Source organism: Mesorhizobium sp. M7A.F.Ca.CA.001.08.2.1, assembly GCF_003998455.1.
Taxonomy (GTDB): Bacteria; Pseudomonadota; Alphaproteobacteria; order Rhizobiales; family Rhizobiaceae; genus Mesorhizobium; species Mesorhizobium ciceri.
The window spans coordinates 1-12,402 of record NZ_RZPW01000095.1; the positions used below are offsets into that span (position 1 = coordinate 1).

Here is a 12,402-nt window from a genome sequence, read left to right on the forward strand (position 1 = left end):
TTGGAGGGTGGTTTGGATCGAACTCGCAGAGGAGGAGTCGGACTGTCGGTTCGGGGACATAGCTAGATGGCGCTGGATGACGACATCCGCGTTCTGTCCGCCGTGAGGCTCTTCGAGGGCTTCACGCAGGAACAACTGCGCCTGCTCGCCTTTGGCGCCGAGAACACCAGGCTGATTGCCAACCACAAGCTTTATCGCGAGGACGACGAGGCCGATTCCGCCTATATCGTTGTCAGCGGGCGCATCGTGCTCTACCGGGAGCAGAATGGTGAACGCATCCCGATTGGCACGGCAGACCCCGGCACGATCCTGAGCGAACTGGCATTGATCGCCGACACCAACCGGTTGACCAGCGCCTCGGCCGAGATCGATTCGGAAGTGATGCGCCTCAGCCGCAAGATGTTCCGCCGCATCCTGGAGGAATATCCCGAGATCGCGGTCAAGCTGCACCAGCGCATCTCGGAGGAATTTCAGGCGATGATCCGCCGCATCGAGGAACTGGCGCCGCGCTTCTCCGGCTAGATCTAGCGTACCCACGAAGCTGCTGGCCTCGCGGCCGAAGGCAGAAGCGTTTTCAACGACAGCGATGAGCTGGTCGTGGCGCACTGCGGCCATCCGGACGCCCGGATCCAGCGGCAAGGCTCCGTTGACAGGCAAGAGGTGAAATCCTAAAGCACCTCGAAGGCGGCCGGCGCAGCAGGCGCCATCACCACCAGGCTCCTGGGGGGAGCGAGCCATGCCATCAGGGCGGTACGAGACCATTATCTTGTATTCCCGCAATGACGCGTTCGGCGACGGACTGATCCGGATTCCGGCATTGCGCGCCGCCAGAACGGCATTCCCCGATAGTTTCATCGTCTACGGAACCACCCGGTCGTCGTCCCTTGAACATAGCCTCAATCGCCATGCCCGCCATTTGGTCGATGCGATCAATGTGCGGACGCCGCTGGCGCGCCTGGTCGCCGATCACCGCAAGGGCAAGGAGCGATTGGCCGTCGTCGATTTCCGCATCTCGGCGCGTTGGCTGCTTCAAGCCTCGGCATCACTGCTCGGCCGCGGCATTGCCTATGAGGCAAACTTTCCGGCTTTCGCCCTTTCCTGGCGCCTGGGTCACAGGCCTGAAGCACGACCCGGGCACAATGCCTGGCGCTACCATCGCCTCATCGAACGCCTTGCCGGCAAGCGGCTGCCTTTCGATCATCGGCTGGAGCCTAGCCCGGCCGCACGAGCGGCGGCCAGGAGCCTTGCGGACGGCAAGCATGCTCCGATGATCATTATCGCGGCGCATGGCAGCGCCAGCAAGCGCATGTCGGCGGATCAGGTTGCCGCAATCGCCGACAGCCTGATCGCCGACGGGGCGAACCTTCTCTATGTGAAAACCCCCGGCGACGGTCCCGATATGGCTGAGCTGGCTCAGCGCGTGCCGAAGCTGCGGCTTGTCGATTCCGCCGCGATCGGAGGTGTCGATATCGGTGACATCTTGCTGGCGCTCGGCGAGTTTGCCGATCTCTACATCGGTGCCGAAGGCGGTACCGCACATCTCATGGCAACGGTGATGACGCCTATGGTTATCCTCAATGGCGGCGCCAACATGACCCGTTGGAAGCCGCTTTCGAACTGCGTGGACGTGATCGCGACCCGCCATGCCAGCCCGACCGGCCTGGTCGCCGATGTCCCGGCGCCGACACTCATCGAAGCGGCGCAACGGATGCTGGCGACACGCCGCCGCGACCATCCCCATCTGCCGGATAAGCCTGTCAGCGCAGCAGCCCTGGGGCAACGACATGCGTGAAGACGTGAAGCGCGCCGTTTGAGTTCGAATTTATTTGGACGCGCTTCGAAGCGTGCTGGGATTCAGGTCGGGCATTTGCAGGCCGGCCTCCCCTGAACATCGGCGCCATGGTACAATGGTTCGGTGGAGCGAAGCGCTGCAACCGTTCGATGCTGACCACCGGCACAATGCAGGCGGAGTTCTCGGCGCGGCAGAGCTGGCAGCCATCGCACTGGATTAGGCATAGGTCAGCACTTCTTGATCTTTGATTCCAATGGAGTTCCTCTCAGTCCTCTATGAGAATAGCAAATGCCAGAGAACAGCGCGCCGAACACAAAGCATGGCGGCGAATGGACAATAGCCTGGCGCTTGGTCGTGGTGGCGGCGGCGGCGATTAACGTTGCGATGCTCTTGGCCGCGCTGTTCGTCGCGCAAATTCGTGGTCTGGACGCGTGGATCTTTTATCGAGATCCGTCTGCAGCCGCCGGAGTCGGTTTCTATACGGGGTGGATTTCGTCCCTGGGTGCTTCGCTATGGATCGGCTCCGGCGCCGCGACCCTGTTTGCTGGCCTGCTCACGCGCCGATGGGATTGCACGTTTCTCGGCGGCCTTACCCTCCTCTTGGGCCTCGATGACCTGTTGTTGATCCATGAGGACGTGCTGCCCATTGTTGGGATACCAGAGATCGTTCCGATGATTGCCTACGCCGGCGCCGGGTTGTTCTGGTTCTTTCGGCTGCGACGAAAAACATTCGACGGCACGATCATCTTTGTGGCCGCAGGCTTCCTGCTGGCGATGTCAGCATCGATCGACCAGCTCGGAGAGCTGTTTCCTACCCCCGGTTCTGCGGCCGCCATCGCCGAGGACGTCGTCAAAGAGCTTGGCATCTTCCTTTGGGCGGCAGGTGCCGTTGGGTACGCGGCGATGGTGACACGATTGGGCCGTCCGTGGGTGGATCCAGCCGGTCCCAACTCTACAGACTGACTGCCGCACGCGGGCATTTTCGACCAGACTAGTCCAGATCGAACCGCGCGATGACAGGCACATGGTCCGACGGGCGCTCCCAGCCGCGCGCCAGACGCAGGATCTCGTAGCCGGAAAAGCTGGGCACAAGGTTCGGCGACGACCAGACGTGGTCGAGGCGGCGGCCGCGATTGGACAGCTCCCAATCCTGCGCGCGATAGCTCCACCAGGTGTAGAGCTTCTGCTCATCCGGCACGTTGAGCCGCATCAGGTCGACCCAGTTGCCGGCGCGACGCATCGCCTCGAAATTTTCCGTCTCGACCGGCGTGTGGCTGACCACGTTGAGCAATTGCTTGTGCGACCAGACGTCATGTTCGAGCGGGGCGATGTTGAGGTCGCCGACCAGCACCGAGCCGGACACCTCGTCATGTTCTGCCCGGATGGCATTCATCTCGGCAACGAAATCGAGCTTGTGCTTGAACTTCCTGTTGATGACGGGATCCGGTTCGTCGCCGCCCGCCGGGACGTAGAAATTATGCAGCAGGATCGCCTTGCCGCCGGCCCGCACCGTCACCGAGAGGTGCCGGCTGTCCTCGATTTCGCAAAAGCGTCGCTTTTCGACCAATTCGATCGGCCGCCGCGCCACGGTTGCTACGCCGTGGTAGCCCTTCTGGCCATGGAAGGCGATGTGCTCGTAGCCGAGCTTGCGGAAAGCCTTCTCGGGGAACAGTTCGTCGGGAACCTTGGTTTCCTGCAGGCACAGCACGTCGGGCGCATGCTCGACGAGCAGGCGCTCGACGATCGGCATGCGAAGGCGAACGGAGTTGATGTTCCAGGTGGCGATGGAGAAGGGCATTTGGCAATCCAGGACAGCGTGCAACCGGCCAGAACCGAGGGGTCCCGGCGGGGAAGACGCCTTTTGACGGAGTCGGTCCGGGAAATTGCCAGCCGCAAGCCGCAAAGACAAGCCGGGCAACGCTCGACGAGGCGCGGCCCGGTGCTTTCCACAGCTATTGGAGCGTTTGAAGCTAGCGCGCCTTGTTGGTGTTGAGCTCGCGGTTCGCCGTGTAGTCGATGGCGAAAGTATCCGGCGCGAAGCTGACGCCTTCCTTGGTGTTGAAGATCATCACCGTCGTATCCTTGCCCTGCGCGTCGGTGATCGTCCACTGCCGCAAGTCGAAGGTTTTCGGATCGAACATCATGGTGATCTTCGAATTGCCGAACACCGATTTGTCGGCGAGCTGGATGGTTGTGAGGTCGTCCTCCTGCTTGACGCTTTTGACGCGGTCGCCGGAGAGGTCGATCCTGTTGTCGAGCAGCAGCTTCAAGGGTGTCTTCGACAGCGGATAGAGATCGGACGTGTTGAGCCTCTTGTTCAGGATGACCACCGACTGGCCGTCTGAAATCACCCGGAAGTTCGAAGAGCCGTCGTAGTTGAAGCGGATCTTGCCCGGCCGTTCGAGGAAGAACTTGCCGCCGGTCTGCTCGCCCTTGGGGCCGAACTGCACGAATTCGCCGCTCATCGATTTGACCGAGGAAAAGTGGTCGGCGATCTTCTGCGCAGCGGCCGGCACAGCCGCCTGCGCCGAGGCCAGCACCTGGAAGCCGGGCACCGCGTTGAAGGCTGCCGCCCCTGCAAACGCCAGGCCGAGGCCCAGCAACTGACGCCGGGAGGGAGCAAATGTGCTGAGCGCTGAAAGATCGTTTTTCATATCGGTCACTCTCGTCTGATTCCTGAGTTGTTCTGTGCTTGGACCCCCAGTTGGGCTGAAATTTGGCGGGTCGGGCGTCCCTTGGTCGCTTCAACGCCTTGAAAGGTTCAAGGTTGCCGGACAGGGATGTCGCAAGGGTCAGGCTTTCTGGTCAGAACTTGTCCTCTTCGGTCGGCACCAGGATCTCGCGCTTGCCGGCATGGTTGGCCGGGCCGACGATACCTTCCTTCTCCATCTTCTCGATGATCGAGGCAGCGCGGTTGTAGCCGATGCCCAGCCGGCGCTGGATATAGCTGGTCGAGGCCTTGCCATCGCGCAGCACCACGGAGACCGCCTGATCGTAAGGATCGTCGGAATCCTCGAAATTGCTGTTGCCGCCACCGCCGCTCGCTCCACCCTTGCCTGACGGCTCGTCGTCATCCTCGCCATCATCCTCGGTGATGGCGTCGAGATACTCCGGCACGCCCTGCAGCTTCAGATGCGCGACGATCTTCTCGACCTCTTCATCGGCGACGAACGGGCCGTGCACGCGCTGGATACGGCCGCCGCCGGCCATGTAGAGCATGTCGCCCATGCCGAGCAGCTGCTCGGCGCCCTGCTCGCCCAGAATGGTGCGGCTGTCGATCTTCGACGTCACCTGGAAGGAGATGCGGGTCGGGAAATTGGCCTTGATGGTGCCGGTGATGACGTCGACCGACGGCCGCTGCGTTGCCATGATGACATGGATGCCGGCGGCGCGCGCCATCTGAGCCAGGCGCTGCACGGCACCTTCGATGTCCTTGCCGGCGACCATCATCAGGTCGGCCATCTCGTCGATGATGACGACGATATAGGGCATCGGCTCGAGATCGAGGTTCTCGGTCTCGTAGATCGCCTCGCCGGTCTGGCGGTCGAAGCCGGTCTGAACGGTGCGCGAGATCTTCTCACCCTTCTTGTCCGCCTGGCTGACGCGGGCGTTGAAGCCGTCGATGTTGCGCACGCCGACCTTGGACATCTTGCGGTAGCGGTCCTCCATCTCGCGCACGGTCCATTTCAGCGCCACCACCGCCTTCTTCGGATCGGTGACGACGGGCGTCAGCAGATGCGGGATGCCGTCATAGACCGAGAGTTCCAGCATCTTCGGATCGATCATGATCAGCCGGCAATCCTGCGGCGTCAGCCGGTAGAGCAGCGACAGGATCATGGTGTTGATGGCGACCGACTTGCCCGAGCCGGTGGTGCCGGCGACCAGCACGTGCGGCATCTTGGCGATGTCGACGATGACCGCCTCGCCATTGATGGTCTTGCCCAGCGCCAGTGCCAGCTTGGCCTTCGTCGTCTCGAAATCGCGGCTGGCCAGGATCTCCCTGAGATAGACGGTTTCGCGCTTGGCGTTCGGCAGTTCGATGCCGATGGCGTTGCGGCCGGGCACCACCGCGACGCGGCAGGCGATGGCGCTCATCGAGCGGGCGATGTCGTCGGACAGGCCGATGACGCGCGACGATTTGATGCCGGGCGCCGGTTCGAGCTCATAGAGCGTGACGACCGGACCCGGACGGACGGCGATGATCTCGCCCTTGACGCCGAAATCCTCCAGCACGCCTTCGAGCAGGCGAGCATTCTGTTCCAGCGCGTCCTTGGACAGGCTGGCGTCGCGCACCACGTTCTTCGGCTCGGAGAGGAAGTGCAGCGACGGCATTTCAAATTTTTCAGAGCCGATCAGCGATGTCTGCGCCTCGCGCTGCACACGGGCGCCTGGCACGGGGCGCGCCGCCGGCGCCTCGACGCGCGTGGCGGCATCGGAACGGAACGGCTGTACCTTGGCGGTCGGCGCGCCGCGGCGTTGCACGACAGGCTCATCGTCGAAATCGGCATCCTCGCCCGCATTGTCGAAGCGGTCGTCGAAGATATCGGCATCGTCGGGGTCGAGCGAGGCGCTGCGGTCATTGACCATGGCGGCGAAGAATTCCGGCTCGACGCGGGCGCGGCCATCCTGGCTCATCCGCTGCTCGGCGAACTCGGCCGATTCGACCCGTTCGGCGGCGCGGCGCCAGGCGGTGGAGCGCTGCTCCATCTCCGGCTCGTACTCGTCCCGCTCTTGCCTGCGGCGCACGGCGCGGCGGTGCATCCACGCGCGCAGCGACAGCCACCAATGGGTGATGGCGCCGAGCGCCAGGATGCCCTCGTCGCCTTCGTCCTCGTCATTGTCGAACAAAAGGTCGTCCTCGCGCGGATCGACGGCGGGCTCGTCCTCCATCACCGCAAAGCCGTTCTTGCGTCCGATCAGCGCCGAGCCATGGGCAAAGAGCCACAGTGCGGGCGCCGAAAGCAGGATGGCGATGATGCTGGCGATCAGCCCGGTCGGATAGCCGCCGATGACGACACCGGGGATCTTCAGCACCATGTCGCCGAACACGCCGCCGAGGCCGGTGGGCAGCGGCCAGGTCTTGGGCGGCACCACGCAGCCGACCATCGCAGCGGCCAGCAGCGCGAAGCCGAACCAGGACAACCCGCGCTTGGGCAGCCTGTCGACGCCGCGCGCGGAAAACAGCAGGAAGCCCCAGATGACCGTCGGAACCAGGGCGGCGACGGCGGCGAGGCCGAAGAACTGCATGGCGAGGTCGGAGAACACGGCACCCGCATAGCCCATGGCGTTGGTGACGGTGTTGTTCGTCGCGTGGGAAAAACTCGGATCGGCGACATTCCAGGTGGCAAGGCTGGCAACGCCAAAGGCGGCCAGCGCGAACAGGCCGACGCCAACCAGCCGCCCCACCTGACGCCGCGCGAACGCCTGGATGCCGTGCCCCGTATCGGCCAGCGCGAGCGGTGCTGAAGCCCCTGAACGCATGCTCTTCCCCGTCTGTCGTGGACTCGCCGGGTGCGTGGCGCACTCCGGCAGATTCGGGTCTCAGACTATCGGTGGGAAGGTTAAGGGCGCATTAACTATAAGAGGTTGAGACGCTCAAACCTCATTACCGCCGGTTGAGGCGTATGAGGCAATGTTGGACGACGGACCGATGGAGCTCCATCGAACGAAACAATGGCGGGCTGCCGGCCCGCCATTGGTCGTCTGAACAGAGATCGGGTCTCGGCCCGATCGCGGCAAATCAGTTGGCGCCGCCGAGCGCCTGCACATTGGCGCAGAATTCCGCATGCGGCTTGCTCATCGCCGCATCCTGGCATTCCTTCTTCATCGCTTCCTGCTTTTCCATCGGCATGGCCATGAAAGCTGTCTTGAAGTCCGCCATCGGCTTCATGGTTTTCATGCCGGAATCCGTGAAGAACGGCGCCATGTTGTCGGGCTCGTCCAGAGCACCGGCAAACGCCACGCCGCCGATCATGGAAAGAGCAAGCGCTCCGAGACAGATGTTCTTGAGGTTCATGAGATGGTTTCCTTCCCTGTTGTTTGGCACGAGCGTCAGAACGACGATCGTCCCCACGGTTCGGAACCAGAGCGGTCGTTGTTTCCTCAAAAAACATGATCACGCGAACGTGATTGCGTGAAGCCGGGCATTGCCGGAATGGCTTGCCAAAAAAAGAGGCCCGGATGCGATCCGGGCCTCAATGCGTGAACTCCTTTCGGGAGCGTCACGACGGGATCTTTCAAAGCAATTCCAGGAGAACTGTGCAGCGCTTTCCATTCGGAATTGCGTGGAGATATGGGGCCGGCGGGAGGAGGGTTCCGCCGGCCCCTTGGCTAAGCTGGCCTTACGGCACCACTTCGCCATGCTGGGAGATGTCGAGGCCTTCGACCTCTTCCTGGGTCGTCGGGCGCAGGCCGACAAGCGCCTTGACGATGTAGAGGAGCACGAAGGTGGCAATGCCGGTCCACACGATGGTGACGGCAACGCCGTAGATCTGCTTGCCGAGCGAAGCACCTGCGCCGAGGCTGTTGATCGCCGGGTCGGCGAGCACGCCGGTGAGCAGAGCGCCGACCACACCGCCGACGCCATGCACGCCGAAGGCGTCGAGCGAGTCGTCATAGCCGAACATGTGCTTGACCTTGACCGCCGAGAGGTAGCAGACGACGCCTGCGACGATGCCGACGATGAAGGCACCGGTCGGGTTGACGAAGCCGGAAGCCGGCGTCACCGCGACCAGGCCGGCAACCGCACCCGAGATGATGCCGAGCACGGAAGGCTTCTTGGCGACGATCCATTCGGCGAACATCCAGGCCAGTGCCGCCGCCGCGGTGGCAACCTGGGTGTTGAGCATGGCAGCGCCGGCAAGACCGTCGGCTGCCAGTTCCGAACCGGCGTTGAAGCCGAACCAGCCAACCCACAGCAGCGAAGCGCCGATCACCGAATAGACCAGGTTATGCGGCGCCATGTTGGTGGTGCCATAGCCTTCGCGCTTGCCGAGAACCAGCGCACAGACCAGACCGGCGACACCGGCATTGATGTGAACGACCGTACCGCCGGCAAAGTCGAGCACGCCCGCCGATCCGAGGAAGCCGCCACCCCAGACCCAATGCGCGATCGGCACGTAGACGACCAGCAGCCACAACGCCATGAAGATCAGCAGCGCCGAGAACTTCATGCGTTCGGCGAAGGCGCCGGCAATGAGCGCCGGCGTGATGATGGCGAATGTCATCTGGAACATCGAGAACACGAATTCAGGAATGTTGGCGACGCCCGGCAGCCACAGCGAGGCCGTGGTGATGCCGTGATGGAAGAACTTCGAGGTGCCGCCGATATAGCTGTTCACGCCGCCGCCGTCCGAGAAGGCCAGCGAATAGCCGAACATGAACCACAGCACCGTCACCAGGCAGGTGATGGCGAAGCTCTGCATGACGGTGGCGAGCACGTTCTTCTTGCGCACCATGCCGCCGTAGAACAGCGCCAGGCCCGGAATGGTCATCATCAGCACCAGCGCCGTCGAGGTCAGCATCCAGGCGGTGTTGCCGGTGTCGAGCACCGGGGTCGGGGCAGCAGCCGGCGCGGCCGCGGCTGCGGCCGGTGCCGCTTCCTGTGCGAAGGCGGCGACCGTGCCCAATGCTGCGAGAGCAAGCGAACCCAAAAGGGCAGCTCGTCCCGTCGTCTTCAAGGTGGAAGGAATATTCATTGAACTCTCCATTGGAATACGTGATCGCCGCTCAGAGCGCGTCGGTGTCTGTTTCGCCGGTGCGGATGCGCACCGCCTGATCGATGCCGAAAACGAAGATCTTGCCGTCGCCGATCTGGCCGGTCTTGGCGGCTGCGGTGATGGCTTCGACGGCCTTGTCGACCATGTCGGCACTGACCGCGACTTCGATCTTGATCTTCGGCAGGAAGCTGACCGCGTATTCCGCCCCGCGATAGATCTCCGTATGCCCTTTCTGACGCCCGTAGCCTTTGACTTCGGTGACGGTCAGGCCCTGGATGCCGACGGCGGTGAGCGCTTCGCGCACCTCGTCGAGCTTGAACGGCTTGATGATTGCCATCACGATTTTCATAAGGTTTCACCCTTTGCTGTTGCGGTCCCCCGCGTTTGCACACCTTCACCGATCCCAAAGAGCCGGAGAGTGCCCACAAGGATTCAAGCTCCGTGCCAAGTGCCGAAGCAGGGTGTTAACCCACTGTAAACAAAGAGATTAGGGAGTGCGCCGACGCAACCTGCCCACAGCTGCGGCGATACGTCTGCTTAAAAATTAGGCAAATTCTGAAAAATGCCTACTCTGCAGGCGACCGCTTGAGCCGGATCAGCCCTTCCTGCGCAACCGAGGCAATCAGCGTACCGTCGCGGGCAAACAGCGAGCCGCGTGTAAAGCCGCGCGAGCCCTGCGTCGACGGGCTGTCCTGCGTGTAGAGCATCCAGTCGTCGAGCGCATGGCTGCGGTGGAACCACATGGCGTGGTCGAGGCTCGCCGCCTGGATATCGCGATCGAAAATGGCGCGGCCATGCGCGAAGGTCGATGTGTCGAGCAGCGTCATGTCGGAGAGATAGGCGAGCACCGCTGCCTGGATGGCGCGGTCCGCCGGCACCGGACCGGTGGTGCGGATCCAGATGTTCTGCTTTGGCTCCAGCTTTTCGCGGCTGGTGTAATGCTTCAGCATCACCGGCTTCATCTCGATCGGCCGGTCGCGCTCCCAGTAGCGTTTGATCCCATCGGGCACCGCCTCGCCGAATTTGCCCAGCAATTCGCGTTGCGACAGCAATGTGTCCGGCCCCGGAACGTCCTGCGGCATCGGCACCTGGTGCTCCAGGCCGACCTCATCCTGCTGGAACGAGGCTTCGAGCGAAAAGATCGCCTGGCCGTGCTGGACCGCCACCACGCGCCGCGTGGTGAAGGAGCCGCCGTCGCGAATGCGGTCGACCTCGTAGACGATCGGCACCTTGGTGTCGCCGGGCCGCATGAAATAGCCGTGCAGCGAATGCACGTACCGATCGGGATCCACTGTCCGCTGCGCCGCCACCAGCGCCTGGGCGATGGTCTGGCCGCCGAACACGCGCTGCCAGTCGAGCAGCGGGCTGCGACCACGATACAGATTGTGTTCCAGCTTCTCGAGGTCGAGAATGCCGAGAAGCTCGTCCATGGCTGCCGTCATATTTCGCGCCCTCGCCGCAGAAGTGTTATGGCGGTTTCCGACAGGACGGACAGGCAGTCAAGGGCGCAAGACCCGGCCGGCGCAGGAGCGAAGATGATGGAACGCAAGGCGGACACGAAAAACAGATCCGGGCTCGATGTCCTGGTCGCCGGCGCCGGCTATGTCGGCCTGGCCGCCGCCGTATCGCTGAAACAGGCGCGACCGGGCCTCGCCATCGCTCTCGTCGATGCGGCACCTGCTGGCGCCTGGCAAAGGGATGGCCGCGCCTCGGCCATTGCCGCTGCCGCCTGCCGCATGCTCGACCAGCTCGGCGTGTGGGCCGAGATCGCACCCCAGGCGCAGGCGATCACTGAGATGATCATCACCGATTCGCGCACCGCCGATCCGGTGCGTCCGGTCTTCCTGACCTTCGGCGGCGAAGTGGCGCCGGGCGAGCCCTTTGCGCATATGGTCGCCAACAAGGTGCTGAACGGCGCCTTGCGGGCCAGCGCCGAAAGGCTCGGCATCGATATCATCGAAGGCGTCGCGGTGCAGGGCTTCGAGACCAACGGCAGTGGCATCACCGTGCATCTCGCCGACGGCGCGGCGCTGAAGGCGCGGCTGCTGGTCGCCGCCGACGGCGTCAACTCGAAGCTGCGCGACATGGCCGGCATCAAGACGGTGAAGTGGGAATATGGCCAGTCCGGCATCGTCTGCACGGTAGCGCATGAACGCCCGCACAATGGTCGCGCCGAAGAGCATTTCCTGCCGGCCGGGCCTTTCGCCACATTGCCGCTCAAACCCGGTGAGGACGGCACCAACCGCTCGTCGATCGTCTGGGTCGAGCGTACGCCCGATGCCGAGAAGCTGGTGGCCGGTGACGATCTCCTGTTCGAACACGAACTCGAGCAGCGTTTTGGCCTGAAACTTGGCGAGATCCGCGTTACTGATGCGCCGCGCGCCTGGCCGCTCGGCTTGACCATTGCGCGTGCCTTCGTCGCGCCCCGCATCGCACTCGCCGGCGATGCCGCCCACGGCATCCACCCGATCGCCGGCCAGGGCCTCAATCTCGGCTTCAAGGATGTCGCGGCCCTTGCCGAGGTGATCGTCGAGGCCGACCGGCTCGGCCAGGACATCGGCGCGCTCGACGTCCTCGAACGCTACCAGCAGTGGCGCCGCTTCGACACGGTGCAGATGGGCATCACCACGGACGCGCTGAACCGGCTGTTTTCCAACGATATCGGCCCGCTGCGAACCGTCCGCGACATCGGCCTCGGCCTTGTCGAACGCATGCCGCGCCTGAAGGATTTTTTTATCCGGCAGGCGTCGGGGTTGTCCACCAGCACGCCGCGATTGTTGAAGGGCGAGGCGATCTGAGCGCTATCGCTCAGTTGACCTCGAAACCCAGCTTCTGCCGCAGCCGCAATATCCTCTGGTCGGATATTTCGAGGCGTTTCTCGCCGCCCTGGGC

11 protein-coding genes are annotated in these 12,402 nt (G+C 63.3%); 4 read left to right on the forward strand and 7 right to left on the reverse strand.

What is annotated here, in order from left to right:
- Positions 1-66: 66 nt before the first annotated feature.
- The 3 genes from EN914_RS08525 to EN914_RS08535 all read left to right on the forward strand — a co-directional run bounded on the left by EN914_RS08525 (position 67) and on the right by EN914_RS08535 (position 2,755).
- On the forward strand, positions 67-522 hold the full coding sequence (locus tag EN914_RS08525) for a Crp/Fnr family transcriptional regulator (RefSeq protein WP_013528897.1): 456 nt from the start codon (positions 67-69) through the stop codon (positions 520-522).
- A gap of 214 nt (positions 523-736) precedes the next feature.
- Positions 737-1,792 carry a glycosyltransferase family 9 protein gene (locus tag EN914_RS08530; protein WP_164752839.1) on the forward strand — a complete coding sequence of 352 codons (1,056 nt, stop codon included), beginning with the start codon at positions 737-739 and terminating at the stop codon, positions 1,790-1,792.
- A 288-nt stretch (positions 1,793-2,080) separates the two neighbouring features.
- Positions 2,081-2,755, forward strand: coding sequence for a hypothetical protein (locus tag EN914_RS08535; RefSeq protein WP_024505001.1), 675 nt, complete (start codon positions 2,081-2,083; stop codon positions 2,753-2,755).
- Positions 2,756-2,783: 28 nt separating this feature from the next.
- Here the strand turns inward: EN914_RS08535 and EN914_RS08540 are convergent, their stop codons facing one another.
- The 7 genes from EN914_RS08540 to tesB form a co-directional block, all read right to left on the reverse strand.
- Positions 2,784-3,590: an exodeoxyribonuclease III gene (locus EN914_RS08540; RefSeq protein WP_013528894.1), complete on the reverse strand. Its 807-nt coding sequence runs from the start codon at positions 3,588-3,590 to the stop codon at positions 2,784-2,786.
- A gap of 172 nt (positions 3,591-3,762) precedes the next feature.
- Complete coding sequence (locus EN914_RS08545; RefSeq protein WP_024505000.1) at positions 3,763-4,446, reverse strand: outer-membrane lipoprotein carrier protein LolA; 684 nt, start codon at positions 4,444-4,446, stop codon at positions 3,763-3,765.
- 151 nt (positions 4,447-4,597) lie between these two features.
- Positions 4,598-7,273 (reverse strand): DNA translocase FtsK, encoded by a 2,676-nt coding sequence (locus EN914_RS08550; RefSeq protein ID WP_013528892.1) that lies wholly within the window; start codon positions 7,271-7,273, stop codon positions 4,598-4,600.
- A gap of 259 nt (positions 7,274-7,532) precedes the next feature.
- Positions 7,533-7,808: a hypothetical protein gene (locus tag EN914_RS08555; RefSeq protein WP_013528891.1), complete on the reverse strand. Its 276-nt coding sequence runs from the start codon at positions 7,806-7,808 to the stop codon at positions 7,533-7,535.
- A gap of 325 nt (positions 7,809-8,133) precedes the next feature.
- Positions 8,134-9,489 (reverse strand): ammonium transporter, encoded by a 1,356-nt coding sequence (locus tag EN914_RS08560; RefSeq protein ID WP_013528890.1) that lies wholly within the window; start codon positions 9,487-9,489, stop codon positions 8,134-8,136.
- Between the two features lie 31 nt (positions 9,490-9,520).
- A complete protein-coding gene (locus tag EN914_RS08565; RefSeq protein WP_013528889.1) occupies positions 9,521-9,859 on the reverse strand; it encodes a P-II family nitrogen regulator in 339 nt (112 codons plus the stop codon).
- Positions 9,860-10,076: 217 nt separating this feature from the next.
- Positions 10,077-10,952, reverse strand: a complete 876-nt coding sequence (tesB, locus tag EN914_RS08570) for an acyl-CoA thioesterase II (RefSeq protein WP_013528888.1) — start codon at positions 10,950-10,952, stop codon at positions 10,077-10,079.
- A gap of 96 nt (positions 10,953-11,048) precedes the next feature.
- Between tesB and EN914_RS08575 the strand changes: the two genes are divergently transcribed.
- Positions 11,049-12,308 carry a ubiquinone biosynthesis hydroxylase gene (locus tag EN914_RS08575; protein ID WP_024504999.1) on the forward strand — a complete coding sequence of 420 codons (1,260 nt, stop codon included), beginning with the start codon at positions 11,049-11,051 and terminating at the stop codon, positions 12,306-12,308.
- Positions 12,309-12,402 lie beyond the last annotated feature (94 nt).